24 protein-coding genes are annotated in these 25,967 nt (G+C 66.8%); 10 read left to right on the plus strand and 14 right to left on the minus strand.

Going from position 1 to position 25,967, the window contains the following annotated elements:
• Positions 1–29 precede the first annotated feature (29 nt).
• Complete coding sequence (locus P7A97_RS13970) at positions 30–440, plus strand: MerR family DNA-binding protein (RefSeq protein WP_277690566.1); 411 nt, start codon at positions 30–32, stop codon at positions 438–440.
• A gap of 121 nt (positions 441–561) precedes the next feature.
• Here the strand turns inward: P7A97_RS13970 and P7A97_RS13975 are convergent, their stop codons facing one another.
• Entirely contained in the window at positions 562–1,023 is a 462-nt protein-coding gene (locus P7A97_RS13975; RefSeq protein ID WP_277690567.1) for a hypothetical protein, read from the minus strand.
• Entirely contained in the window at positions 1,020–1,577 is a 558-nt protein-coding gene (locus tag P7A97_RS13980) for a DJ-1 family glyoxalase III (protein ID WP_277690568.1), read from the minus strand. Before P7A97_RS13980 ends, P7A97_RS13975 begins: the two co-directional genes overlap by 4 nt.
• A 198-nt stretch (positions 1,578–1,775) precedes the next feature.
• Between P7A97_RS13980 and P7A97_RS13985 the strand changes: the two genes are divergently transcribed.
• The 3 genes from P7A97_RS13985 to P7A97_RS13995 all read left to right on the plus strand — a co-directional run bounded on the left by P7A97_RS13985 (position 1,776) and on the right by P7A97_RS13995 (position 4,998).
• On the plus strand, positions 1,776–3,071 hold the full coding sequence (locus P7A97_RS13985; RefSeq protein ID WP_277690569.1) for an NCS2 family permease: 1,296 nt from the start codon (positions 1,776–1,778) through the stop codon (positions 3,069–3,071).
• A complete protein-coding gene (gene trmA / locus P7A97_RS13990) occupies positions 3,068–4,153 on the plus strand; it encodes a tRNA (uridine(54)-C5)-methyltransferase TrmA (protein WP_277690570.1) in 1,086 nt (361 codons plus the stop codon). Before P7A97_RS13985 ends, trmA begins: the two co-directional genes overlap by 4 nt.
• Positions 4,154–4,287: 134 nt before the next feature.
• Positions 4,288–4,998, plus strand: coding sequence for an endonuclease/exonuclease/phosphatase family protein (locus P7A97_RS13995; RefSeq protein ID WP_277690571.1), 711 nt, complete (start codon positions 4,288–4,290; stop codon positions 4,996–4,998).
• A 96-nt stretch (positions 4,999–5,094) separates the two neighbouring features.
• Here P7A97_RS13995 and adeC read toward each other — a convergent pair whose 3' ends face one another.
• Genes adeC through P7A97_RS14010 form a run of 3 tightly spaced genes read right to left on the minus strand, consistent with a single transcriptional unit; the run spans position 5,095 to position 10,823 of the window.
• Positions 5,095–6,537, minus strand: a complete 1,443-nt coding sequence (gene adeC / locus P7A97_RS14000; RefSeq protein WP_277690572.1) for an AdeC/AdeK/OprM family multidrug efflux complex outer membrane factor — start codon at positions 6,535–6,537, stop codon at positions 5,095–5,097.
• Positions 6,534–9,671, minus strand: coding sequence for an efflux RND transporter permease subunit (locus P7A97_RS14005; protein WP_277690573.1), 3,138 nt, complete (start codon positions 9,669–9,671; stop codon positions 6,534–6,536). Before P7A97_RS14005 ends, adeC begins: the two co-directional genes overlap by 4 nt.
• A gap of 12 nt (positions 9,672–9,683) precedes the next feature.
• The gene (locus tag P7A97_RS14010; RefSeq protein ID WP_277690574.1) at positions 9,684–10,823 is read right to left on the minus strand and encodes an efflux RND transporter periplasmic adaptor subunit; all 1,140 of its coding nucleotides are present in this window, start codon (positions 10,821–10,823) and stop codon (positions 9,684–9,686) included.
• Positions 10,824–10,995: 172 nt separating this feature from the next.
• Between P7A97_RS14010 and P7A97_RS14015 the strand changes: the two genes are divergently transcribed.
• Positions 10,996–11,631: a TetR family transcriptional regulator gene (locus P7A97_RS14015; RefSeq protein WP_277690575.1), complete on the plus strand. Its 636-nt coding sequence runs from the start codon at positions 10,996–10,998 to the stop codon at positions 11,629–11,631.
• Here P7A97_RS14015 and P7A97_RS14020 read toward each other — a convergent pair.
• Positions 11,617–12,003 carry a DUF4345 family protein gene (locus P7A97_RS14020; protein ID WP_277690576.1) on the minus strand — a complete coding sequence of 129 codons (387 nt, stop codon included), beginning with the start codon at positions 12,001–12,003 and terminating at the stop codon, positions 11,617–11,619. The genes P7A97_RS14015 and P7A97_RS14020 overlap by 15 nt on opposite strands.
• A gap of 128 nt (positions 12,004–12,131) precedes the next feature.
• On the opposite strand from P7A97_RS14020, the gene P7A97_RS14025 reads away from it, so the two are divergent.
• A complete protein-coding gene (locus P7A97_RS14025) occupies positions 12,132–12,563 on the plus strand; it encodes a DUF411 domain-containing protein (protein WP_277690577.1) in 432 nt (143 codons plus the stop codon).
• 69 nt (positions 12,564–12,632) lie between these two features.
• A complete protein-coding gene (locus P7A97_RS14030) occupies positions 12,633–13,517 on the plus strand; it encodes a neutral zinc metallopeptidase (RefSeq protein ID WP_277690578.1) in 885 nt (294 codons plus the stop codon).
• An 89-nt stretch (positions 13,518–13,606) separates the two neighbouring features.
• On the opposite strand, the gene P7A97_RS14035 is transcribed toward P7A97_RS14030, so the two are convergent.
• The 5 genes from P7A97_RS14035 to P7A97_RS14055 all read right to left on the minus strand — a co-directional run bounded on the left by P7A97_RS14035 (position 13,607) and on the right by P7A97_RS14055 (position 17,744).
• The gene (locus tag P7A97_RS14035) at positions 13,607–14,020 is read right to left on the minus strand and encodes an endonuclease domain-containing protein (RefSeq protein WP_277690579.1); all 414 of its coding nucleotides are present in this window, start codon (positions 14,018–14,020) and stop codon (positions 13,607–13,609) included.
• A gap of 82 nt (positions 14,021–14,102) precedes the next feature.
• Positions 14,103–14,657, minus strand: coding sequence for an HAD family hydrolase (locus P7A97_RS14040; protein WP_277690666.1), 555 nt, complete (start codon positions 14,655–14,657; stop codon positions 14,103–14,105).
• Between the two features lie 32 nt (positions 14,658–14,689).
• The gene (tesB, locus tag P7A97_RS14045; protein ID WP_277690580.1) at positions 14,690–15,559 is read right to left on the minus strand and encodes an acyl-CoA thioesterase II; all 870 of its coding nucleotides are present in this window, start codon (positions 15,557–15,559) and stop codon (positions 14,690–14,692) included.
• Between the two features lie 3 nt (positions 15,560–15,562).
• A complete protein-coding gene (locus P7A97_RS14050; protein WP_277690581.1) occupies positions 15,563–17,170 on the minus strand; it encodes a SagB/ThcOx family dehydrogenase in 1,608 nt (535 codons plus the stop codon).
• On the minus strand, positions 17,160–17,744 hold the full coding sequence (locus tag P7A97_RS14055) for a GNAT family protein (RefSeq protein WP_277690582.1): 585 nt from the start codon (positions 17,742–17,744) through the stop codon (positions 17,160–17,162). Before P7A97_RS14055 ends, P7A97_RS14050 begins: the two co-directional genes overlap by 11 nt.
• Here P7A97_RS14055 and P7A97_RS14060 point away from each other — a divergent pair.
• Together P7A97_RS14060 and ampC are read left to right on the plus strand one after the other, a co-directional pair.
• Entirely contained in the window at positions 17,743–18,663 is a 921-nt protein-coding gene (locus P7A97_RS14060) for a histone deacetylase (protein ID WP_277690667.1), read from the plus strand. The genes P7A97_RS14055 and P7A97_RS14060 overlap by 2 nt on opposite strands.
• A gap of 58 nt (positions 18,664–18,721) precedes the next feature.
• Positions 18,722–19,885 carry a class C beta-lactamase gene (gene ampC / locus P7A97_RS14065; RefSeq protein ID WP_277690583.1) on the plus strand — a complete coding sequence of 388 codons (1,164 nt, stop codon included), beginning with the start codon at positions 18,722–18,724 and terminating at the stop codon, positions 19,883–19,885.
• Positions 19,886–19,895: 10 nt separating this feature from the next.
• On the opposite strand, the gene P7A97_RS14070 is transcribed toward ampC, so the two are convergent.
• Positions 19,896–21,029, minus strand: coding sequence for an aminotransferase class V-fold PLP-dependent enzyme (locus P7A97_RS14070; RefSeq protein WP_277690584.1), 1,134 nt, complete (start codon positions 21,027–21,029; stop codon positions 19,896–19,898).
• 108 nt (positions 21,030–21,137) lie between these two features.
• On the opposite strand from P7A97_RS14070, the gene P7A97_RS14075 reads away from it, so the two are divergent.
• Positions 21,138–22,373, plus strand: a complete 1,236-nt coding sequence (locus P7A97_RS14075; protein ID WP_277690585.1) for a TIGR03862 family flavoprotein — start codon at positions 21,138–21,140, stop codon at positions 22,371–22,373.
• A gap of 97 nt (positions 22,374–22,470) precedes the next feature.
• Here P7A97_RS14075 and P7A97_RS14080 read toward each other — a convergent pair whose 3' ends face one another.
• Positions 22,471–23,388 (minus strand): transglutaminase family protein, encoded by a 918-nt coding sequence (locus P7A97_RS14080; protein WP_277690586.1) that lies wholly within the window; start codon positions 23,386–23,388, stop codon positions 22,471–22,473.
• On the minus strand, positions 23,385–25,877 hold the full coding sequence (locus P7A97_RS14085; protein ID WP_277690587.1) for a circularly permuted type 2 ATP-grasp protein: 2,493 nt from the start codon (positions 25,875–25,877) through the stop codon (positions 23,385–23,387). Before P7A97_RS14085 ends, P7A97_RS14080 begins: the two co-directional genes overlap by 4 nt.
• Positions 25,878–25,967: the final 90 nt, after the last annotated feature.

Raw genomic sequence — 25,967 nt, forward strand, 5'->3', positions numbered from 1 at the left:
CTAAACCCTGTAGTCACTACGGAGTCAACATGAGCAAACCCATCACCATTGGCGTGCTCGCCCGCGACAGCGGCGTCAATCTGGAAACCATCCGCTTCTACGAGCGTAGCGGCCTGCTGCCCGAGCCGCAGCGTAGCCCGTCCGGCTATCGCCATTACCAGGAGCAGGATGTGCGCCGCCTGCGCTTTATCCGTCGCGGCCGCGAACTGGGTTTCAGCCTGGAGGAGATTCGCAGCCTGCTCGATCTGGCCGCCCATCCGGAAAGGCCCTGCGATGCCGCCGACCGCATGGCCCGCGAGCATCTGGATGCCATCGAGGCGCGCATCCGCGATTTACAGAGCATGCGCGCAGAACTGAGCAAACTGGCCGACTGCCACAGCGGCCATGCCGAGCATTGCCGGCTGCTGGAGGCGCTGGATAGTCGTGAATGCTGCCTGTAGAGCATGGGGCCCCGCGCTGGGTTACGCCGCTACACGGCTAACCCAGCCTACCCACCGCATCACCCGCAGGCTGGGTTAGGCCAAGCAAAGCGCCGTCCGCCTCGCTTGGGATATCGTCCCTTCATTTAGGTCCCCAACCGCGCACCAGCGCCTCGGCCTCATCCAGAGAGTCGAAGCCGGTCAGCGCCACGCGGCCATCTCGCACCGGCTCACGCACGACCGGCGCCAGGCGCAGTTCGCCGTCCAGCACGATCGCCAGCGGCTGCATCAGGGATTGGCGTGTCAGTTCGGCCAGCACCTCCCGCCCGCTGTCGCTCAGGGTCAGGATTACCGCGGGCTCGCCGTCCGGCGTCATGGCCAGCTCGCTGGCGGCAACATCGCGCTCGGTCAGCAGCGCCCGTGGATGGACCCACAGCCGCACACCGCTGTGGCGATCGCGCATCGGCTGCAGGCCATCGGCACTGGCGGTGCTGGCTCTGTGAATACCCAACTGATGAGTCGCCGAGGGTAACCGCGCTTCGCTGGCACAGCCTGCCAGCAGAACCAGGGCAACAGCGGCCGCAATAGCCTGGCCCCGCTTCATACCGGCACCAGCATGGCCTCGGCCACCGCTTTGCGCCTGGCCTTGCCGACCAGTTGTTCGACCAGCGTCAGCGCAAACGCCAGGGCAGTGGCCGGCCCCTGGCTGGTGATGCAGTTGCCATCCACCACCACCGGCTGATCGACGAAGGTGCAGCCGGACAGGCGATCGCTAAATGCCGGGTAGCAGGTCATGCGCCGCTGCCTGAGCACACCATAGTCCTGCAACGCCAGGGCCGGGGCGGCGCAGATGGCGGCGAACAGCTTGCCGGCCTTGGCCTGCGCCCGCACTTTCTCGGCCAGCGGCGCGTGCTCGGCCAGGTGCTGAGCCCCAGGCATGCCGCCAGGCAGCACGATCAGATCGAAATCCTGGGCCAGCACGTCGACCAGCATGGCGTCGGCGGTCAGCCGGGTGCCACGTGCGGCAGTAAACATGCGCCGGTTTTCGATACTGGCCACCACGGTTTCCACCTCGGCGCGGCGCAGCACGTCAATCAGGGTCACGGTTTCCAGGTCTTCCACGCCGTCGGCGACGGCGATCAGGGCTCGGGCAGTCATGGCGATGCTCCTCCTCGAACGGAAACCGACACAGTCCGTCCGGTCATAAATTCACCGTGCGAGGGTGAACTGGTATAGTGCGCGGCTTTTCCGGACCCAGCCAAAATTAGCCCTCGTCACTCTTCGAGCTGGCCGCCTTTGTGCTTTGCTTTTCGCAGTCCGCAGATCATTGCCGCACCAGCCCCAGGGGAGCTCACCATGCTGGAAAAGCTGTTCCAACTCAAGGCACACAACACCACGATCCGTACCGAGATCCTGGCGGGTGTCACCACCTTCCTGACCATGGCCTACATCCTCTTCGTCAACCCCAGCCTGCTGGCCGAGACGGGCATGGATCACGGCGCGGTCTTCGTCGCCACCTGCCTGGCCGCGGCCATCGGCTCGGCGATCATGGGCCTGGTCGCCAACTACCCGATCGCACTGGCGCCGGGCATGGGGCTCAATGCCTTCTTCACCTATACCGTGGTGCTGACCATGGGCTATAGCTGGCAGACCGCCCTGGGTGCGGTATTCCTCTCGGGCGCGATCTTCTTCGCCCTGTCGATCTTCAAGATCCGCGAGTGGATCATCAACAGCATCCCGCTGGCCCTGCGCTCGGGAATCGCCGCCGGTATCGGCCTGTTCCTGGCGATCATCGCCCTGAAGAACGCCGGCATCGTGGTCGACCACCCGGCCACCCTGGTCACCCTGGGCGACCTCAGCAGCGGCGGCGCCCTGCTCGCATGCCTGGGCTTCTTCGTCATCGCCGGGCTGTATTACCGCAAGGTCACCGGCGCGGTGATGATCGGCATCCTCCTGGTCACCGGTCTGTCCATCGCTCTGGGCCTGTCCAAGCTGGACGGCGTGGTGTCGATGCCGCCCAGCCTGATGCCGACCCTGCTGCAGCTGGATATCGCCGGCGCGCTGGATATCGGCCTGGTCAGCGTGATCTTCGCCTTCCTGTTCGTCGACCTGTTCGACACCTCCGGCACCCTGGTCGGCGTCGCGCAGAAAGCCGACCTGCTGGACAAGGACGGCAAGATGCCGCGCGTCGGCCGTGCCCTGCTGGCCGACAGCACCGCGACCATGGCCGGCGCCGCGCTGGGCACCAGCACCACCACCAGCTACATCGAATCCGCTGCCGGCATCAGCGCCGGCGGGCGTACCGGCCTGACCGCCGTGACCGTGGCCGCCCTGTTCCTGCTGGCGCTGTTCTTCGCCCCGCTGGCCGGCGCCGTGCCCGCCTTCGCCACCGCCCCGGCACTGCTGTTCGTTGCCGTGCTGATGACCAGCAGCCTGGCCAAGATCGACTGGGACGACCTCACCGTCGCCGCGCCGGTGGTGGTTGCCGCCCTGGCCATGCCGCTGACCTTCTCCATCGCCAACGGCATCGCCTTCGGCTTCATTGCCTGGACCGCCATCAAACTGCTGGCCGGTCAGTGGCGTGAGCTGAACCCGGCCCTGTGGATTCTCTCCGCGCTGTTCGTGGTCAAGCTGGGCTTCTTCAGCGCATGATCAGGATCGGTGACCAGGCGGCCTACGCCGCCCAGCTGGACGAGAAAGTCGCCCGCCTGCGCGAGCTGCTGGCGCCTTTCGCCGCCCCGGAGCCTGCGGTATTCGACTCACCGCGCGAGCACTACCGCCTGCGCGCCGAGTTCCGCCTGTGGCGCGAGCAGGAACAGCGCCACTACGCGATGTTCGAAGCGGGCGACAAGCACACGCCGATCCTGATCGAGCAGTTCCCCATCGCCAGTGCCCGCATCAACGAGCTGATGCCCCAGCTCAAGGCGGCCTGGCAGGCGAGCAAGGCCCTGTCGTTCAAGCTGTTCCAGGTCGAGTTCCTCACCACCCTGAGTGGCGACGCACTGATCACCCTTTGCTACCACCGCCCGCTGGATGCCGAGTGGCAGGCCGAGGCCGAGCAACTCGCGGCCAAGCTGGGTGTCAGCCTGGTCGGTCGTTCGCGCGGCCAGCGCCTGGTGATCGGCCGCGATTACGTCGAGGAAGAGATGAGCGTGGCCGGTCGCACCTTCCGCTACCGCCAGCCGGAGGGCGCTTTCACCCAGCCCAACGGCACGGTCTGCCAGAAGATGCTGCAGTGGGCCTATGACGCCCTCGGTGAGCGCCAGGACGACCTGCTGGAGCTGTACTGCGGCAACGGCAACTTCACCCTGCCGCTGTCCACCCGCGTGCGCCAGGTGCTGGCCACGGAGATCAGCAAGACCTCGGTCAACGCCGCACTGGCCAACCTGGCCGACAACGGTATCGACAACATCGAGCTGGTACGCCTGTCGGCCGAAGAGCTGACCCAGGCCCTCAACGAAGTGCGCCCGTTCCGCCGTCTGGCCGACATCGACCTGAAGTCCTATGACTTCGGCACGGTATTCGTCGACCCGCCGCGCGCCGGCATGGACCCGGACACCTGCGAACTGACCCGGCGCTTCGACAACATCCTGTACATCTCCTGCAACCCGGAGACCCTGGCGGCCAACATCGCCCAGCTGGGCGATACCCACCGTATCGAGCGCTGCGCCCTGTTCGACCAGTTCCCCTGGACCCATCACATGGAAGCCGGGGTGTTGCTGGTGCGGCGCTGAGCGCTCATCTGTCAGGCACTACACACTGTTTCGTGGGAGCGGCTTCAGCCGCGATGCTTTTGGCTTTCCACCATCGCGGCTGAAGCCGCTCCCACGATAAAGCAGCACCGTAATGCCAGGGGAATGTCGCCTGAATGAGAATTGTGAGCTGGAACTGCAACGGCGCCTTGCGGAAAAAACTCCACCTATTGGAAGAGCTGAGCGCAGACATCCTTGTCATTCAGGAGTGTGAAAATCCAGCTCAGACTCAGGATGCTCACTACAAGCATTGGGCAACCAATTACCTCTGGACTGGGGATAACAAGAACAAGGGACTAGGTGTCTTTGCAAAGCCGGACGTCCGTTTAGAGCGGCTGAATCTCGACTCAGGGGGCTTGCAGCTATTTCTGCCGCTTATAGTCGATGAAATCACGCTTCTAGCGGTTTGGACAAAAGAAGCAGACTCCCCAACGTTCAAGTACATCGGCCAACTGTACAAATGGCTTGAAGTCCACAAAGCTCGCTTGGCTACACCTAAAGCTGTCGTGATCGGGGATCTCAACAGCAATGCCTGTTGGGATGTTTGGGATCGTTGGTGGAACCACTCTGATGTGGTTAGAGAGCTTGAGCACCTGGGTCTTCATAGTCTCTACCACGCACAAACTGGTGAAGCCCAGGGCGCCGAGGCCCAGCCAACATTTTTTCTGCACCGAAAGCGAGAGAAGCCGTATCACATCGATTACGCATTCCTGTCTGAAATGCTTCAGATCGGCGCACGCATATCAATCGGAGCGACAGAGCACTGGCTAGAGCACAGCGACCATCTGCCACTCATCGTCGATATCACACCCGATAACGCCAAGTAACCCATTGAGGCCAATGGCATTAGGTCTCTGCTACACAAAGACGACGACAATGAAAAAGCCCCGGCATGCCGGGGCTTTTTCGTTTCAGGCAAACACTCAGTCCGCAGACGCCGTGGCCACCTGAGTCTGCTCGTGCCAGCCGCCGCCGAGGGCCTTGTACAGGTTGACCTCGCTGGTCAGCTGGTTGAGGCGGTCGCTGATCAGCTGCTGCTTGGCGCTGAACAGCTGGCGCTGGGCGTCGAGCAGGGTCAGGTAGCTGTCCACGCCTGTGCGGAAGCGGCGCTCGGCGAGGCGGTAGTACTCCTCGCTGGTTTCCACCAGGGCGCGCTGGGCGTCCAGCTGCTGGGCGTAGGTGGTGCGCGCGGCGAGGCCATCGGCGACTTCCTGGAAGGCGGTCTGGATGGCTTTCTCGTAGTTCGCCACCTGGATGTCCTGCTGCACCTCGGCGTAGTCGAGGCTGGCCTTCAGGCTGCCGGCGGTGAAGATCGGCAGGTTGATCTGCGGCTGGAACAGCCAGGTGCCGGAGCCCCCGTCGAACAGACCGGACAGCTCGCTGCTCGCACTGCCGGCATTGGCGGTCAGGCTGATGTTGGGGAAGAACGCCGCACGCGCTGCGCCGATGCTGGCGTTGGCCGCCTGCAGCGAGTGCTCGGCCTGGAGCAGGTCGGGGCGCCGTTGCAGCAGGTCCGACGGCAGCCCGGCGGGCACCTCGGCCAGCAGGTTCTGCTCGAGCACCGCGCCCTCGGGCAGGTCGCCCGGCACGCCGGCGCCGAGCAGCAGCGCCAGGGCGTTGCGGTCCTGGGCCACCAGGCGGGTGTACTGCGCCAGGCTGGCCTCGGCGCTCTGCACCGCGGTGCGCGCCTGGCTCAGCGACAGGGCATCGGCCACGCCGACATTGAAGCTGCGCTCGGTGAGGGCATAGCTCTTGCGGTAGGTGTCCAGGGTGTCGCGGGTCAGCTGTAGCGACGCCTGGTCGGCCTGCAGGCTGAGGTAGGCGCTGGCCACGCTGGCCACCAGGGCGATCTGCGTGCTGCGCTGCGCCTCCTCACTGGCCAGGTACTGCTGCAAAGCCTGCTGATTGAGGCTGCGCAGGCGCCCGAAGAAGTCGATCTCCCAGGCACTGGTACCCACCGTGGCGCTGTATTGGCCGCTGGTGTTGGGCGACCCGGTAGCGGACAGGTCGCCCGGCAGGCGCTGGCGGGTGCCCTCGCCGCCCGCCGAGATGCTCGGGAACAGTTCGGCACGCTGGATGCGGTGCTGGGCGCGGAAGGCCTCGACGTTGAGCGCGGCGATGCGCAGGTCGCGGTTGTTGGCCAGGGCGGTTTCCACCAGGCGCTGCAGCGCCGGGTCGCGGAAGAACTCGCGCCAGCCCAGGGCATCGGCCGCGGTTTGGGTTTCGCTGACGCCGCTGGCGGTGTAGGCCTCGCCTACCGGCCACAGGCCGTCTACCGGCGCCTGTGGGCGCTGGTAGTCGGGAATCAGGCTGCAGCCGCCGAGCAGAACGCTGGCGACGGCGAGGGACAACAGGGACTGCCTCACTGGACGGCCTCCTTCGACTCGGTGGCCTGGGCGCGCTTGTCCTTGAACAGCGCGCTGACCAATACGTAGAACAGCGGCACCCAGAAGATCGCCAGCACCGCCGCGGTGAGCATGCCGCCGATCACCCCGGTACCGATGGCGTGCTTGCTGCCAGCACCGGCACCGCTGGAGATGGCCAGCGGCACGACGCCGAGGATGAACGCCAGCGAGGTCATGATGATCGGGCGCAGACGCATGCGGCAGGCCTCCACGGCCGCCTCGACGTAGCTCTGACCCTGCTCGTGCAGCGCCTTGGCGAACTCGACGATAAGGATCGCGTTGCGCGCCGACAGGCCGATGGTGGTGATCAGGCCGACCTGGAAGAACACGTCGTTGGACAGCCCGCGCGCCAGGGTGAACAGCAGCGCGCCGAACACGCCGAGCGGCACCACCAGCATCACCGAGAAGGGGATCGACCAGCTCTCGTACAGCGCCGCCAGGCAGAGGAACACCACCAGCAGCGACAGGGCGTAGAGCGCCGGTGCCTGGGAACCGGACAGGCGCTCCTCGTAGGACTGGCCGGTCCACGAATAGCCGACGCCGGCCGGCAGTTGCTGGGTGATCTCCTCGACCGCGGCCATGGCATCGCCCGAGCTGTAGCCCGGCGCCGGCTCGCCGAGGATCTCGATGGCGCTCACACCGTTGTAGCGCGACAGCTTCGGTGCGCCGTAGACCCACTTGCCGCTGGCGAAGGCGCTGAACGGCACCATCTGCCCGGCGTCGTTGCGCACGAACCACTTGTCCAGGTCTTCCGGGTTCATCCGCGCGCTGGACACGCCCTGCAGGTAGACCTTCTTCACCCGCCCCTGGTCGATGAAGTCGTTGACGTAGCTGCCGCCCCAGCCGATGGACAGGGTGGCGTTGACGTCGGACAGCGACACGCCGAGGGCGCGCACCTTCTCGTCGTCGATCAGCAGCTGGTACTGCGGCTCGTCGCGCAGGCCGTTGGCCCGCACGCGGGTCAGCACCGGATTCTGCCCGGCCAGTTCGAGGAACTTGTCCCGCGCCTGGTTGAGGGTCTCATGGCCGACACCGGCACGGTCCTGCAGGAACAGGTTGAAGCCGGTGGCGTTACCCAGCTCCATCACCGCCGGCGGGGCGAAGGCGAACACCATGGCGTCGCGGAAGCCGAAGAAGTGCTGCTGGGCGCGCTGGGCCAGGTCGAACACGCTCTGCCCCGCCGCACTGCGCTCGTCCCACGGGCGCAGCATGATGAAGGCCATGCCCGAGCTCTGACCGCGGCCGGCGAAGTTGAAGCCGGTGACGGTGAACACCGACTTGACCGTATCGCCCTCGTCTTCCAGCAGGTACTGGCGCATGTCGTCGACCACCGCCTGGGTACGTTCGGCACTGGCGCCGGAAGGTGTCTGTACCTGGGCGAACAGCACGCCCTGGTCCTCGTCGGGGAGGAATGCGGTGGGGATCTTGGTGAACATCCAGGCCATTACCCCAACCAGCACCGCGTACATCAGCAGGTACGGTGCCTTGCGCTTGAGCATGGCGCGCACCCCGCGCTCGTAGCCGTCGACGCTGCGCTCGAAGGTGCGGTTGAACCAGCCGAAGAAGCCGCGCTTCTCGTGGTGCTCGCCCTTGGCGATGGGCTTGAGCAGGGTGGCGCACAGCGCCGGGGTGAAGATCAGGGCGAGGATCACCGAGATCACCATGGCCGAGACGATGGTGACGGAGAACTGCCGGTAGATCACCCCCACCGAGCCGCCGAAGAAGGCCATCGGCAGCAGCACCGCCGAGAGCACCACGCCGATACCGACCAGCGCGCCCTGGATCTGACCCATGGACTTGCGCGTCGCCTCCAGTGGCGACAGGCCCTCCTCGCGCATCACCCGCTCGACGTTCTCCACCACCACGATGGCGTCGTCCACCAGCAGGCCGATGGCCAGGATCATGGCGAACATGGTCAGGGTGTTGATGCTGTAGCCGAACACCGCCAGCACGCCGAAGGTGCCGAGCAGCACCACCGGCACCGCCAGGGTGGGGATGATGGTGGCGCGGAAGTTCTGCAGGAACAGGAACATCACCAGGAACACCAGCACGAAGGCTTCGACCAGGGTATGCAGCACCCCTTCGATGGAGGCGGAGATCACCGGCGTGGTGTCGTAGGGATAGACCACCTTCATGCCGGGCGGGAAGAACGGCTCCAGCTCGCCGATGGTCTGGCGGATCGCTCTGGCGGTGTCCAGGGCGTTGGCACCGGTGGCCAGCTTGACCGCCAGGCCCGAGGCCGGCAGGCCGTTGTACTGGGCGTTGATGCTGTAGTTCTCGCCGCCCAGCTCGACCTTGGCCACGTCGCCCAGGCGCACCTGGGAGCCGTCGCGGTTGACCTTGAGCAGGATGTTGCGGAACTCCTCGGGGGTCTGCAGGCGGGTCTTGCCGATGATGGTGGCATTGAGCTGCTGGCCCTCGCCGGCCGGCAGGCCGCCGAACTGGCCGGAGGAAATCTGCACGTTCTGCGCCTGGATCGCGCTCTTCACGTCGACCGGGGTCAGCTGGAAGTTGTTCAGCTTGGCCGGATCTAGCCAGATACGCATGGCGTACTGCGCGCCGAACACCTGGAAGTCGCCGACGCCCTTGGTCCGCGAAATCGGGTCCTGCATGTTGGAGACGATGTAGTTGGCCAGGTCGTTGCGGTCCATCGAACCGTCTTCGGAGACCACGCCGATGACCATCAGGAAGTTCTTCACCGACTTGGTCACGCGAATGCCCTGCTGCTGCACTTCCTGCGGCAGCAGCGGCGTGGCCAGCTGCAGCTTGTTCTGCACCTGGACCTGAGCGATGTCCGGGTTGGTGCCCTGGTCGAAGGTCACGGTGATGCTCATGCTGCCGTCGGAGTTGCTCTCCGAGGACATGTAGCGCAGGCCGTCGATGCCGTTGAGCTGCTGCTCGATCACCTGCACCACGGTGTCCTGCACCGTCTGCGCCGAGGCGCCGGGATAGCTCACCTGGATGCCCACCGCGGGCGCGGCGATGCTCGGGTACTGGTTGATCGGCAGCTTGAGCACGGACAGGCCGCCGGCCAGCATGATCACCAGGGCGATCACCCAGGCGAAGATCGGCCGGTCGATAAAAAAGTTAACCATGGTCGTCGTTCCTTAGCGGCTGGCCTGATCCGGCTTGGCGGACGGCACGTCAGCGACGTTCTGCGCCGGCCCGGCCTCGACCTCGTCACCGGGACGGATGAACTGCAGGCCTTCGGTGATCAGCCGGTCGCCGGCCTTGAGGCCCTCGGTCACCAGCCAGCGATTGCCGCTGGTGCGCTCGGCCGCCAGGGTGCGCAGCTCGACCTTGTTCTCGCCGTTGACCACCAGCGCAGTGGGCTGGCCCTGACCGTTACGGGTCACACCTTGTTGCGGGGCAAGAATCGCCTCCCGGTCGACGCCGGCATTGAGCCGGGCGTGGACAAACATGCCTGGTAGCAGCAGCTGGTCCGGGTTGGGGAACACCGCGCGCAGGGTCACCGAGCCGGTCCCTTCGTCGACCGTCACCTCGGACACCTCCAGGGTGCCCTCATGCTCGTACTGGCTGCCATCGTCCAGGGTCAGGCTGACCTTGGCCGCGTTGTCGCCGACCTTCTCCAGCTGCCCGCTGGCCAGCTCGCGACGCAGGCGCAGCAGTTCCTTGATCGGCTGAGTGACGTCGACGTAGATCGGATCGAGCTGCTGGATGGTCGCCAGGGCGGTGGCCTGACCATTGCTCACCAGCGCCCCCTCGGTCACCGCCGAGCGCCCCACGCGGCCGGAAATCGGCGCCAGCACCTTGGTGTAGCGCAGGTCGATGCGCGCCTTCTCCAGCGCCGCCTCGGCGGAAAGCCGGGCGGCCCGCGCCTCGTCATAGGCCTGCTTGCTCACGGCCTGGTCCGTGACCAGATCGGCATAACGCTCGGCCAGCGAGCCAGCTGAAGCCAGGGTGGCCTGGGCACTCTTGTAGCTGGCCTGATAGACGGCGGCGTCGATCTGATACAGCTGCTGCCCGGCCTTCACTTCCGAGCCTTCCTTGAACAGACGCTTCTGCAGGATGCCATCGACCTGCGGCCGCACCTCGGCGACGCGAAAGGCGGCGGTACGCCCCGGCAGCTCGGTGGTCAGGGTGAACGGCTGCGGCTGCAGCGTGACGACGCCCACTCGGGGCTTGGGCTCGGCACTCGGTGCAGCACTCTCCTGGCACCCGGCGAGCAGCACCGACGTCACGGCAACAACGCCTACCATCGCAGCGAAGGCTGGCTTCTTCTGCATCTCAATCGACCTCATGTCAGAAATAACGGCCCGGTCAGAGCAGACCCGGCGCGGGGAAACGGCACATTGCTTAGCTGGCTAAGAAATATACTTACGTACTAGAATGTTTGTAAATGAGAAAAATTCACTCCAGGTGTAACTTTTCCCAACCTTTACAAATCGCTGCCCCGCCATGGTCCGACGCACCAAAGAAGAAGCTGAACTGACTCGTCAACGCATCCTCGATGCGGCCGAGCACCTGTTCCACCAACAGGGGGTTTCGCGCACCTCGCTGACAGATATCGCCAACGGTGCCGGGGTGACGCGTGGCGCCATCTACTGGCACTTCGAGAACAAGGTCGACCTGTTCCAGGCCATGCTCGAACGCCTGCACCTGCCCCTGGAGGAGCTGGCCCAGGCCAGCGAACGCGAGGACGAACCCAACCCCCTGGGGCATACCCGCGAGTTGCTGGTGCGCCTGTTGCGCAATGTGGAACTGGACGAGCAAAGCCGGCGCATCCAGGAAATCCTGGCGCACAAATGCGAGTACACCGACGACCTCGGCGACCTGCGACAGAAGATGCAGGCGCTGCACGTGGAGTGCGACGAGCGCATCGAGAAGTCGCTGCGCAACGCGGTCAGCAAGGGCCAGTTGCCCGCCGACCTCGACTGCCGCCGCGCCACCCTGTGCCTGCACGGTTACATCCACGGCCTGCAGGCCAACTGGCTGCTGGCCCCGGGCGACGACTCACTGGCGGCCCAGGCGGATCAACTGGTCGACGCCCTGCTCGACATGCTGCGCTGCAGCCACGCCCTACGCCGACGTTGAACGGCGCAGCAACCAGAATGCCAGGCCGGCCGAAACGCCTTCGAACAGCATGGCGTAGAGGTTGAAGGTCTGCTGGGCGCCGCCGTCCAGCCACAGGCCGCCGAGACGGGCGAGCAGCAGCGCGCTGTAGAGCAGCACCAGCAACATCAAGGCCGGGCGCAGCAGTTCGCCGCGCAGCAGCGCCAGGCCCAGCCACATCGCCAGCCCCAGTTGCAGGCCGCCGTAGTAAGCCCGCACATCGGTGACCGCCGCCGGCGCCATCAGCAGCATGCCGCTGAGGTTGGCGGTCTCCTGCGGGTAGATGAAATAGGCCAGGCCGAAGCCGGCGAGCGACAGGATCTGAACAAGCAGGAACAGGCGAACGGGCAGCATCGGCAGTCTCCATGACAGGCGCCAGGCCAGCATAGGCCGAGCCGACGCAGACGGAAACAGTCGCAGCCTGGGACAGACGACGAGCCAAGGCTATCCTGCGCAACACGCCCCACTTCGAGGAAATCCCCATGCGCCTGCTTCCCCTAGCCGCCCTGCTCTTCGCCAGCGTCACCCAGGCCGCCGAGCCCGTCACCATGGACGTGCACCGCGACGCCAACTGCGGCTGCTGCAAGGCCTGGATCAGCCATCTCGAAGAGAACGGCATCCAGGTCAACGATCACGTCGAAACCGACATGACGGCAGTCAAACAACGCCTCGGCGTGCCGCCGCGCCTGGCCTCGTGCCACACCGGCGTGATCGACGGCAAGTTCGTCGAAGGCCATGTGCCGGCCCGCGACGTGCTCGCCCTGCAAGGCCGCCCCGACCTGCTCGGCGCCGCCGTACCGGGCATGCCCCATGGTTCGCCCGGCATGGAAACCGGCCGGATCGATGCCTATCAGGTGATCGGTCTGGGCAAGAACGGCCAGGAAAGCGTGCTGGCCGATTATCCGGCCAACTGATGACCGGACTGGCGCCCTTCGTTGCCGCGGACGACACTGTCAGCCTCGGACGAATGAAGGAGCCCAACCATGCGCTGGGAACGCGGCAGACGCAGCGACAATGTGGTGGATGCCCGCGGTAGCGGCAGAAGTGGCATGCGCCTGGGCGGCGGCAAGGGCCTGAGCCTGGGTGGCATTGCCGTGGTGGTGGTGATCGGCCTGCTGATGGGCCAGGACCCACTGACCATCCTCGGCAACGTGGTCAACCAGGGCATGCAGGGCGGCGTCACCAGCCATGCGCCCGAACAGGGCCAGGCACCAGCGGCCAACGACCCGCAGAGCGAGTTCGTCCGCGCCATCCTCGGTGACACCGAAGACACCTGGCGAGCCATCTTCCAGGCCTCCGGCAAGCAGTACCAGGATCCCAAACTGGTGTTGTTCAGCGGTGGCGTACGCTCGGCCTGCGGCTTCGCCGATGCCGCCGTCGGGCCCTTCTACTGCCCCGGCGACCGCCAGGTGTACCTCGACCTGAGCTTCTTCCGCGAAATGGAAACCCGCTTCGCCGCCGCCGGCGACTTCGCCCAGGCCTACGTCATCGCCCACGAGGTCGGCCACCATGTGCAGACCCTGCTCGGCGTCTCGGCCAAGGTCAACGCAGCGCGCCAGAGCGGCCAGAAGCTGGAAGGCGACAACGGCCTGCTGGTGCGTCAGGAACTGCAGGCGGACTGCTTCGCCGGCGTCTGGGCCAACAACGCGCAGCAGCGCCTGAACTGGCTGGAGCCGGGCGACGTGGAAGAGGCACTGAACGCCGCCAACGCCATCGGCGACGACCGTCTGCAGAAACAGAGCCGTGGCACCGTGATGCCGGACTCCTTCACCCACGGCACCTCCGCCCAGCGCGTGCGCTGGTTCAAGGTCGGCTTCGAGAGTGGTCAGCCGGGGCGCTGCGATACCTTTGCCGCCGCCCGACTCTAGGTGCGGTAAAGGCCCAACGTCTTGGCCATGGACCTGAAGCCCGCTCACCCCGACCTCTCCCATGGGGAGAGGGGCGAGCTGGAGTGAAGCTACCTGTGGGACTCCCCCTCTCCCTCCGGGAGAGGGGCTAGGGGTGAGGGAGCGGAGACCTCCTGGTAAATCCGCTCCAGCACAGCCGGTAACTCCAGTAGCACCTCACGGTTACTAAAGCGCAGCAGCCGGATACCACTGCCGAGCAACCTCTCGGATCGCCAGTGATCATGCTTCGCGCCTTCCTCCGCATAGTGCTGCCCACCATCCAACTCGATGCCGAGATGCAGCTCCTCGCAATAGAAATCCAGAACATAAGGCGAGACCGGATGCTGACGACGAAACTTTCGCCCGGCCAACTGCCGACCACGCAAATGGCGCCAGAGTAGAGTCTCGGCATCGGTAGCTGCGCGCCTGAGCTGACGAGCAAACTCAAGTTGGCAGGGGTCGAGCGGTGATTTGTAGTGGGGCATGGCAGGCGTCCTTTCCTGATGGTCCGGTTGGCCTAGCAGTCCCTCACCCCTGCCCCTCTCCCAAGGGGAGAGGGGAAATCCACTAGGCCAGCAATTGCAGCAGCGCCGCGCAATCCGCCGCATGCATCTCGGTCAACTCCGGCCAGGGATTGTCCGGCAGGTTGACCAGTACGCCGCGCGCGCCGGCGGCCTGGGCGCACTCGAGGTCGAAGCGGTAATCGCCGACCATCACCAACGCATCCGCCGCCACGCCCCAGCGCGCTGCCAGCTGCAGCAGGCCATCCGGGTGCGGCTTGGGGATCGCCTCTCCGCGACCGAGCACATCGTCCGTGGCGAAGCAGTCGCCCAGGCCGATGGCGGCCAGGGTCAGCAGCGCCAGTTCGTGGGCATTGCGGGTAAGGATGCCGAGGCGGCAGCCACGCCGATGCAGTTCGCGCACCAGCGCCACCGCACCGGGCGCCGCCACCGAGCCGATGGCCAGCTCGCGCTCATGCTCGAGCAGCCAGTCGTGCTTGGCCTGCGCCTCAGCCTCGGGCAAGCCGGCCAGGTGATGGAGGATGTCGTCCTCCTGGGGAATGCCCAGGGCGCGCTTGATCGCCGGGAAGTCATGCACCGCCACGGTCAGGGTGCCGTCCATGTCGAATACCCAGTGGCGGCAGGCGGCCAGACTCACTTCCAGTCCTCGCGCTCGCGGATCAGCCCTTCCTGGGTCGCCGAGGCCACCAGCTGACCGGCACGGTTGAAGATGCTGGCGCGGGAGAAACCACGGGCGTTGCCGGCCCAGGGGCTGTCCATGGCGTACAGCAACCAGTCGTCCATGCGCAGGTCGGCGTGGAACCACAGGGCGTGGTCGAGGCTGGCGACCTGCATGAACTTCTGAAACACCGAGACACCGTGCGGCAGCATCGAGGTGGTCAGCAGGTTGAAGTCGCTGGCGTAGGCCAGCAGCAGCTTGTGCAGCTGCGGCTCGTCCGGCAGCGGGCCGGCGGCGCGGAACCAGATGTACTTGACCGGTTCGGCCGGCTCGGGGGCGAAGGGATTGATCATCGTCACCGGGCGAATCTCGATCGGTTTGGCGCTGAGCATGCGGTCGCGCATGCGCTCGGGGATCAGGTGCGCCACTTTGCTGGCGATATCGGTCTCGCTCGGCAGGCCTTCGGGGCCGGGCACATCCGGCATCGGCAACTGGTGATGGAAACCTGCCTCGTCGGCCTGGAACGAGGCCGAGCAGAAGAAGATCGGCTTGCCCTTCTGCACCGCCGTGACCCGCCGCGTGCTGAAACTGCCACCGTCACGCACGCGGTCGACGTGATACACGATCGGCAAGGTGGCATCGCCCGGGCGCAGGAAGTAGCCATGCAACGAATGCACGTGGCGAGCCGGGTCGACCGTCTGGTTGGCCGCCGACACACACTGACCAAGCACCTGACCACCGAACAGCTGACGGAAACCGAGGTCCTGGCTGCGGCCACGGAACAGGTTTTCCTCGATCTGCTCCATGCTCAGCAGGGACACCAGATCATCCAGCACTTGGCTCATACATCACTCCTCGGGCAGCACACGCAATTCGTTATAGGCCGGCGCGCTGGTGAGGCGTTCATCCCACACCGCGCGGCCGATGGTGAAATGGTAAAGGCTTTGCCAGCGACTGTCGGCCAGTTCCAGCAATTCATGCACCTGATCGTCGAAGAAGCAGCCAATGCCCGTGCCGGACAGCCCCGCGGCTTCGGCCTCCAGATACAACAGCTGGCCGATCTGCCCACATTCCCAGTACAGCCGCGGGTAGTGCCAGGCGCCAGCGGCCAGCCCCGCGTCGAAACGCGCCAGCATGGCCAGGGCCACACAGCCGTCACTGGCGATGTCCTGGCCGCAGGCGAGGAAACCGGCCAGGCCACGGGCATCGCCTTCCAGCAGGCGGTACAGCGGCAGCTCGTCATGCGCGCGCTGCCAAGTGAAGTCGCCGCGCAGCCCCTGCGGCTGGGGCTGACCATCGCAACGGGCCAGCCAGTACAGACCTGGCTCCAGCCCCTGGACGCGATGGACGAACAGCAGCAGGTCGACCCGGGGCTTCTCACCGGTGACAGCGAAAGGCACCGCCGAGTTGACCGGCATCAGCCGCCGCAGCCAGGCGAACAGCAACGCGGCCTGGATGCCGCTGCGGCCATCGAAGGCCTGGGCGCTACGCCGCCGATGCAGGATCGGCCGCAGCGGCAGGCCGGGATTGTCGCTGGTGCTGTGGCCACTCGGTGTCTGCCAGCTCAGGGTCGGCAAGGCAGGCGCCCGGCACAGCGCATGTACCCGCGCCAGCTCCGGCCACTCGCGGTACTGACGCGACAGGCGATTGGGCGCGCCACTCAGTTCCAGCGCCGCCAGGCTGCGCAGCAATGCCTCAGGCAAAGCGAACTCTTGCGTCTGAGCAGGCCCAACCCAGAGCAAACAGTCGCCATGCTCGGCCTCATGAAACCCATCACGGTACAGCCCCAGCAGACCGTCCAGCCGCGTCTCGGCCACACCGCGCAGCAGGCGCACCTGCCAACCCTGGAGGGCGGCGGCGATGCTCAGGCAGGCCAGCGCGTGGCCGAGGTCGTGCTGGCAGTAGCGATAGGCACGCTCGCCGTACTTCCAGGCCTCGCGCCAGGGGATGCTGGCCAGGCCGAGCAGAAAGCCGCCGGGCGGCAATGCCTGCGCCAGCTGATCAGCCAGCGGCGCCGGCAGCTCGGCGCGCACCTCCAGGCCATGGGCATCCGGCGCGTAATGCGCCAGCAGCCCCGACGCCTCGACGCTGCCCGGTGGCAACAGCAGGTAAGCCTCGGTCGGGTGCAGGTTGCCCGACGACGGATTGACCCGCAGCGCCCAGCGACTGCCACCGGCCTCCTTCCAGGCGGACAGCGCCAGGCTGTCGTACAGCAGTTGCGAGAGGCTGGCGCGATTGAGGGGGGCCGGCGAACCCACGGGCCCGGCAAACGGCGTGTCGTAACCCGGCGTTTCTTCCAGCGGGCGTTGCCACAGCTCAATCAGGCGGCATCCGGCGTAGCGGCGAAACGGCGCCGGCTGGGTCGCCCAGTCGAGCTGACCGGGCCCCGGCGCATAGCCGCTAGGCGCGTGCTTGCTCAGCGCATGGTAGGCACGCACCTGCTGCTCAGCGTCCATGCCAGGCCTCCCGGGCGATGCGGTAGAGCAGATGCGGACGCAGCGGATGGCCCTCGGGCAAACTCGGGTGTTCAAAGTCACCGGCCAGATCACGGCGCATGCCCAGGCGCTGCATCACACCCCAGGAACGGTGATTGGCCGGCACGGTGAAGGACACCACCTCAGCCAGCGCCAGCTCATCGAACGCAAAGCACAAGGCGCGCTGCGCCGCCTCCAACGCATAGCCCTGCCCCCAGAAGGGACGCGCCAGGCGCCAGCCAATTTCCACCGCCGGCACGAAGGGTGCGTCGAAACTCACCCGCGCCAGGCCGGTAAATCCGATTACCTGATCATCTAACTGACGCTGCAACGCCCAGAAGGTGAAACCATGCTCGGCCTGGTGCGCCTGCAGACGCGCCAACAGGTCGGCACTGCCGCTGCGATCCAGCACGCTGGGAAAATGCGCCATCACCTCGGGATCGGCACACAGGGCTGCCAGGGCGTCAAGGTCATCGTCATGCCAGGGGCGCAGGATCAGGCGTTCGCTGCTCATGGTCACAGTCATATACTGGGCTCGAATTCGTGAGTCATTCATTATGCTGCCGCTGATCTACCACGACGACTACAGCCCGCCCTTCCCAACCAATCACCGCTTCCCCATGGCCAAGTTCCGCCTGTTGCGCGACCACCTGGTGGACAGCGGCCTGGTCCGTGACGAAGCGCTGCATCGCCCGCAGATCTGCCCAGCGGACATCCTCGCCCTGGCCCACTGCCCTGACTACATCGAACGCTTCGCCAGCGGCGAGCTGACCTATCATGAGCAACGTCGCCTTGGCCTGCCCTGGAGCGAAGCGCTGGCCCGGCGTACCGTGCGCGCCGTCGGCGGCTCGCTACTGACCGCCGAACTGGCCCTGCAGCACGGCATGGCCTGCCATCTGGCCGGCGGCACCCATCACGCCCACTACGACGAAGCCTCCGGCTTCTGCATCTTCAACGATCTGGCGGTGATCGCCCGCTACCTGCTGGAAAGCGGCCGGGTCGGCCGGGTGCTGATCTACGACTGCGACGTGCACCAGGGCGACGGCACCGCACGGCTGCTGGAGCAGGTGCCGGACGCCATCACCGTATCGCTGCACTGCGAGAAGAACTTCCCGGCGCGCAAGGCCAGGAGCGACTGGGACATCGGCCTGCCCATCGGCATGGGCGACGCCGACTACCTGAAGGTGGTGCACGACAGCCTGGGCTACCTGCTGGCCCTGTACCAGCCGGACATCGTGCTCTACGACGGCGGCGTCGATGTGCACAAGGACGACCGTCTCGGCTACCTGCAACTGACCGACGCCGGTATCGCCGCCCGCGACGAGGCGGTGTTCCGCCACTGCCTGGAACGCGATATCCCGGTGGTCGGGGTGATCGGCGGCGGTTACGACCAGGACCACGCCCTGCTCGCCCGCCGCCACGGCATCCTGCATCACAGCGCAGCGCGGGTATGGCAGGCGCATGGCCTGGGATAAAAACGCCGCGCAGACTGTCCCATCGGTCGACAGAAGAATCCCGGAAGATCCCCCCCCTATGCGCACCAAGCTCTTTCTGCTGAGCACCCTGGCGCTGGTCACGCCACCGAGCCTTGCCGCCATGCCTACGCAACAGGAGCTGCAACGCCTGGTAGACGCCAACATCGCGCCATTGATGCAGGCATACGATATCGCTGGCATGGCCGTGGCGATCAGCCTCCACGGCCAGGCTCACTACTTCAACTATGGCCTGGCGCGCCTGGACGACCAGCAGCGCGTCAACAGCGATACCCTGTTCGAGATTGGCTCGCTGAGCAAACCCCTGACAGCCACCCTCGCCGGCCTGGCCCAGGCCAGCGGCAACCTGAACCTTGCCGACAGCGCCGAGCAGCACTGGCCGGCCCTGCGTGGTAGCCCATTGGGACAGGCCAGCCTGCTGGACCTCGGAACCTACACGGCCGCCGGCCTGCCGCTGCAGTTTCCCGACCCGGTACGCGACCCGACCAGCCTGCTGGCCTACTACCGTCAATGGCAGCCTGCTCATCGACCCGGCAGCTACCGGCGCTACTCCAACCCCAGCATCGGCCTGCTGGGGTTGCTCACCGCCAGGAGCCTGGATCAGCCCTTCGCGAAGCTGATGGAACAACGGCTTTTCCCGGCCTTGGCCATGTCGAACAGCTACGTCCAGGTACCAGACGCCCGCATGGCCGACTATGCCTATGGCTATAACCAGTACGGTCATCCGCTGCGGGTCACTCCAGGCATGCTCGATGCCGAGGCCTACGGGGTGAAAACCAGCGCCAGGGATATGCTGCGTTTCGTTCAGGCCAACCTCGACCCGAGCCACCTGAGCCCGGTGCTGCAGCGCGCCATCGCTACCACGCAAACCGGCTACTACCGGGTCGGCGAAATGACCCAGGGGCTCGGTTGGGAACGCTATCCCTACCCGATCAGCCTGGAGCGCCTGCAAGCCGGCAACTCGCCAGCCATGGCCCTGGAGCCACAGCCAGCCAGCCGCCTGCTCCCCCCCGAGCAAGCGACCCGCGACAGCCTGTTCAACAAGACCGGCTCGACCGGCGGCTTTGGCGCCTATGCGGTATTTATCCCCAGCCAACAGCTGGGCCTGGTTCTGCTGGCCAACAAGAACTACCCAAACGCCGCCAGAATCCAGGCCGCCTACAGCTTGCTGAACGCGCTCACCGTGCCCCCGGGCACGAGGTGAGCTGAGCCGGCTAGTCCGCCAGAACCTTGTCCAGCGCCTGCTCCAGCGTGGCCACGGTGCGCTCGACATTGCCCAGCTTGTCCAGGCCGAACAGACCGACGCGGAAAGTCTGGAAGTCGGCCGGCTCGTCGCACTGCAGCGGCACGCCAGCGGCGGTCTGCAGGCCCTGGGCGGCGAACTTGCTGCCGTTCTTGATCTGCGCGTCGTCGGTGTAGCAGACCACCACGCCCGGCGCCTCGAAACCCTCGGCGGCGACGCTCTTGAAGCCCTTGGCCGCCAGCAGCGCGCGCACGCGGCGACCCAGCTCGCGCTGCTGCTCGCAGACGGTGGCGAAGCCATTGGCCTCGGCCTCCTGCATCGCATCACGGAAACGCGCCAGAGCGTCGCTGGGCATGGTCGCGTGGTAGGCGTGGCCGCCCTGTTCGTAGGCCTGCATGATCTGCAGCCACTTCTTCAGGTCGCAGGCGAAGCTGCTGCTCTGGGTCGCCTCGACGCGCGCCTGGGCGGCTTCGCTGAGCATCACCAGGGCGCAGCACGGCGAGGCGCTCCAGCCCTTCTGCGGCGCACTGATCAGCACGTCGACGCCGCACGCCTGCATGTCCACCCAGAGGGTGCCGGAGGCGATGCAGTCGAGCACGAACAGGCCACCCACCGCGTGCACGGCATCGGCCACGGCGCGCAGGTAATCGTCCGGCAGGAGCATGCCCGAGGCGGTTTCCACATGCGGGGCGAACACCACCTGCGGCTTCTCGGCGGCGATGGTCGCCAGCACCTCGGCCAGCGGCGCCGGAGCGAAGGCCGCTTGCGGCTCATCACTGACCGGGCGCGCCTTGAGCACGGTGGAGGCAGCGGGAATCTGGCCCATCTCGAAGATCTGCGTCCAGCGGTAGCTGAACCAGCCGTTACGGATCACCAGGGTCTTCTGCCCGGTCGCCAGCTGGCGCGCCACCGCTTCCATGCCGAAGGTGCCGCTGCCCGGCACCACGGCCACGGCGTGGGCGTTGTAGACCCGCTTCAGGGTGTTGGAAATATCCCGCATCACGCCCTGGAAGGACTGCGACATATGGTTGAGGGAACGGTCGGTGTAGACCACCGAGTACTCGATCAGACCTTCGGGGTCGACGCTGGGATAGAGGCCGGACATAGCGCAATCTCGTCACTGGAGGAATGTGCGACGACCCTGCCCTAAGCCCGCGCAGATGACAAGGCTGGCGGGTAGAATGGCGCCTTCCGCCGCCCAGCCACACACGCCATGACCGACTCCAACGCCCGCCCCACTCCCCTCGTCGCCGTTATCGGCGGCGGCCCCGCCGGGCTGATGGCCGCCGAAGTGCTGGCGGCCGGCGGCGCGCGGGTCGAGCTGTTCGACGCCATGCCCTCGGTGGGACGCAAGTTTCTCCTGGCCGGGGTCGGCGGTATGAACATCACCCACTCCGAGGCCAAGGCGCCGTTTCTCGCCCGTTACCGCGAGCGCGAAGGCGAAATCGCCAAGCTCCTGCAGGACTTCGACGCCGAGGCCCTGCGCATATGGATTCACGGCCTGGGCATCGACACCTTTGTCGGCACCTCGGGACGGGTGTTCCCCACCGATATGAAGGCCGCGCCGCTGCTGCGCGCCTGGCTCAAACGCCTGCGCGAGGCGGGCGTAACGATCCACACGCGCAGCCGCTGGCTGGGCTGGCATGACTCCGGTGCGCTGCGTATTGCCACCTCCGATGGCGAGCGGTTGCTCAAGGCCGACGCCTGCGTGCTGGCCCTGGGCGGCGGCAGCTGGGCACGGCTCGGTTCGGATGGCGCCTGGGTGCCGTTGCTGGAGCAGCGCGGGGTCGAGGTATCCAAGCTGCGACCGGCCAACTGCGGCTTCGAAGTGGCCGGCTGGAGCGAGCACCTGCGCGGCAAGTTCGCCGGCGCGCCGCTGAAGAACGTCACCCTGGCGCTGGACGACAAGGCGCCACGGCGTGGCGAGTTCGTGCTGACCGAGCATGGCGTGGAGGGCAGCCTGATCTATGCGCTGTCCGCCGCCATTCGCCAGCACATCGAGCAGCACGGCCAGGCGCGGGTTTATCTGGATCTACAACCGGACAGGACGTTGGATAAAGTCGCAGCGCTGCTCAGCAAGCCGCGCGGCTCGGCGTCGATGGCCAAGCACCTGCACCGCCAGCTCGGTCTGGACGGTGCCAAGGCCGCGCTGCTGCGCGAGCTGACCCGTGCCGAGGACTTCGCCGACATGGTCCGCCTCGCCCACGCGATCAAGGCCCTGCCCATCGAACTGTTGCGCCCCCGTCCGCTGGACGAAGCCATCTCCAGCGCCGGCGGCGTGCCGTTCGAAGCGCTGGACAAGCAGCTGATGCTCCACGCCCTGCCCGGCACCTTCTGCGCCGGCGAAATGCTCGACTGGGAAGCCCCCACCGGCGGCTACCTGCTCACCGCCTGCTTCGCCAGCGGGCGCGCGGCCGGACTCGGCGCGCTGGCGTGGCTCAAAAGGTAGCCCGGATGCAATCCGGGAAGCAGGCGACTCCGGCCCCGGATTGCATCCGGGCTACGGGCTGACGTCCCCTCTCCCGCATGTGGGAGAGGAGTGCACTTCACCCCGCCGCCGGTAACGGCGCCTCCAACGGCATCACCGTCACCCGCACCTCCGGATCGTGCTCGCCACCGCCGAGGATCACACCGCGCAGGGGTGAAACGTCGGAGAAGTCGCGGCCCCAGCCGAGGGTGATGTGTTCCAGGTTCGGGCGCAGGTTGTTGGTCGGGTCGAAATCCACCCAGCCCTGTTGCGGGCAGTACAGCGAGATCCAGGCATGCGAGGCGTCGGCGCCGATCAGGCGGGGCTGGCCGGGCGGCGGCTGGGTCAGCAGATAGCCGCTGATATAGCGCGCCGACAGGCCCAGCGAGCGCAGGCAGGCGAGCATCAGGTGGGCGAAGTCCTGGCACACGCCGCGGCGCTCCTCCAGCACCTGAAGCAGCGGCGTCGCCACCTGGGTGGCGCTGGCATCGAAGGTGAACTCGCGGAAGATCTTCTGCATCAGCGCATCGGCCGCCTCCAGCAGCGGGCGGCCCGGGGTGAAGCAGTCGGCGGCGTAGGCGGCGAAGCGGCTCTTCAGGTGCACGTAGGGCGACTGGTAGCGATAGCGCGCCGCCTCCAGCAGCTCGGCGGACAATGGCTGGCCGGAATAACCAAGAGCGCTGACCACACGCTCCCAGGCCGGTGAATCGACCAGTTCGAAGTTGTCGCGGGCCAGCACCTCCACGCGCAGGCTGGCAATCACCCGCAGCTGCTGGTGCGGGCGTTCGAAGGCCAGTCGGGTCAGTGGATTGCCGAAGGCATCCTGGTCGTCATGGCGGTGACAGGGCTGCGGCGTGACGGTGAGGTGACGGTCCAGACAGCGCTGCCAGGGACACTCGCGCGGCCACAGATGGGCCTGCTGCTGGGCCAGCGACACCGGCTCGGTGTAGCGGTAGTGGGTATCGTGGAGCACCTGGTAGTGGGCGCTGCGGCTCATAGCGATTGGGTCCTGCGGCTGGCATCGACGTGGACGAAAAAGCGCAGGGCCAGGCGGTCGGAGACTTCGCCAGCAGCGGCGGAAATCTGCTCCAGCAGCTCGGCCAGCCCGCCCAGCACGGCGCGCACGCCAGCCGGGCCGAACAGGTTGCCTTCGAGGTTTTCCAGACGCAAGGTCACCAGCCGCTGCTCCAGCTCGCCCAGGCGATGGTCGGCCACCAGGTCATAGGCGTCGCCCAGGCGCGCCAGCGAGTGCTGCAGCTGGCGCAGCTGGAAGATCACCGCGTGGGGGTTCTGCGCATCGAGCAACAGCAGGTCGAGCACCGGGATCAGCTGGGCGCTGGCCAGGTAGCGGGTGCGGTAGGTGATGCTGCTGTTGCCCAGCTCCAGCAGCCACTCCAGGGCCGACTGGTCCTGCACCGCGCGGCTGCGCAGGAAGCTGGCCAGGCTGTCGCAGAGAAACTGCAGGCGCTCGATGCAGCGACCGATCATGAGAAAGCGCCAGCCGTCGTCACGGGTCATGTCATCGAGGGCGAAACCGGACAGCGCCGCCATCGACATCTGCAGGCGGCTGAGATATTCCAGCAGCTCGCCCAGGTCGGCGTCCTGGCCGTCCAGCTCCTGCGCCTCGCGCTGCAGCTCCAGCAACTCCTGCCAGTTGGCCTGGGACAGCTTGCCGCGCACGCTGCCGGCGGCCCATTGCAGACTCTGCAGACAGCCGCGCAGGCTGGCCGGCCAGTTGGCGCCGAGGGTAGCGTCGAACAGGCGCTGCTCCAGGCTGCCGTGACCGGCGTCGGGCAGCAGGCCCAGGCCTTCGGCCAGGCTGAGGGCCGCCTGCAGCGCCTGCGGATCGTCATCGTCGTCGATATAGCGGCCCAGCATGATACGCAGCAGGCGCGCACTGTCTTCGCAGCGCTCGGAATAACGGCCGAACCAGAACAGGTTTTCCACCACCCGCGACGGCAGGTAGGGGTCGCTACGTACCAGGTCGGCCACGCCGAGCGGACGCAGCCACTGCCAGGGCTCACCGCCGGGGTTGCGCTCGCCGAGCACCCAGGTGTCCTTGCTCGCCCCGCCGCGCTGCATCGACACCACCTCGGCGTCGGCGTCGGCGGCCACCCGGGTCAGGCCGCCGGGCAGCACGCGGTAGCCGTCGGCACTGGCCACGGCGAACACGCGCATGCCGATGGCACGCGGCGCAAGGCCGGTCGTGGCGCCCTGCCACACCGGCGCCTGCGACAGCTGGGCACGGGCCTGGGCGACATAGGCATAAGGCCTTGCGCGGATGCGCTCGGCCAGCGCCGCTCGGCCGGCTGCATCGAGGTCGCGGCCAAACACCGGGACGAAGCTCTGCGACGGAAAAGCCGGGCGCACCAGCAGCTCGTCGAGCTTTTCCAGCGCCTCGTCAAGCACCGGCGGCTCGCCGCACCACCAGCTGGCGATGGACGGCAGCAGCAACTCTTCGCCCAGCAGCTTCTCGGCGATGCCGGGCAGGAAACCCGGCAACCCCGGGGATTCCAGCACGCCGCTGCCGAGGGCATTGGCGACCAGCACATTGCCCTGGCGCACCGCATCGAGCAGGCCGGGCACGCCGAGGGCCGAGTCGGTGCGCAGCTCCAGCGGATCACAGTAGTCATCGTCCAGGCGGCGCAGCACCGCGTGCACCCGGCGCAGGCCGGCCAGGGTCTTGAGGTAGAGCTTGGCGTCGCGCACGGTGAGGTCGCTGCCCTCGACCAGCGGATAGCCGAGCTGGCGCGCCAGGTACAGGTGCTCGAAGTAGCTTTCGTTGAAGCGCCCCGGGGTCAGCAACACCACCAGCGGCGTCTCGCCGTCTGCCGGTGCCTGGCGCGCCAGGGTGTCCTGCAGGGTGCGGAAGAAGCCGGCCAGGTACTGCACACGCAGGTCGCGGTACAGTTCGGGAAAGGCGCGCGAGAGGATCTGCCGGTTCTCCAGGGCGTAGCCGGCGCCGGAGGGCGCCTGGGTGCGGTCGGCAGTGACCCACCAGCGCCCGTCCGGCGCGCGGGCCAGGTCGACGGCGTACAGGTGCAGAAAGGTACCGCCCGGCGGCTGGATGCCCTGGCACGGCCAGAGGAAATTGTCGTGGCCGAACACCAGTTCGGCCGGCAGCAGGCCGTCGGCGAGCAGCTGCTGCGGGCCGTACAGGTCGGCGAGCACGGCATTCAGCAGGCCGGCGCGCTGGGCCACGCCGGCGGCGATCTGCTGCCACTCCTCGGCGGGAATCAGGTTGGGCAACAGGTCCAGCTCCCAGGGGCGATCGGCGCCATCCGGGTCGGCATAGACGTTGTAGGTCACGCCGTTTTCCTGGATCTGCCGCTCCAGCAGAGCCTGACGCTGTTGCAGCAGCGCCGGGCTGCTGCGCTGCAGGTGTTCGAACAGGCGGCGCCAGTACGGACGGACCTGGCCCTGGGCATCGAGCAGTTCGTGGTAGGCCGCGCTTGGGCGCGGGTAGTCGGCAAGCAGGTTAGGCATGGCAGGCTCGATGGGGCGCAGCACTCCCCTCGCCCATTTATGGGAGAGGGGCTGAAGGAGAGGGCAGCAGTCCGCCCCTCTCCCCAACCC

It is taken from the genome of Pseudomonas sp. GOM6 (assembly GCF_029537485.1).
GTDB lineage: Bacteria > Pseudomonadota > Gammaproteobacteria > Pseudomonadales > Pseudomonadaceae > Aquipseudomonas.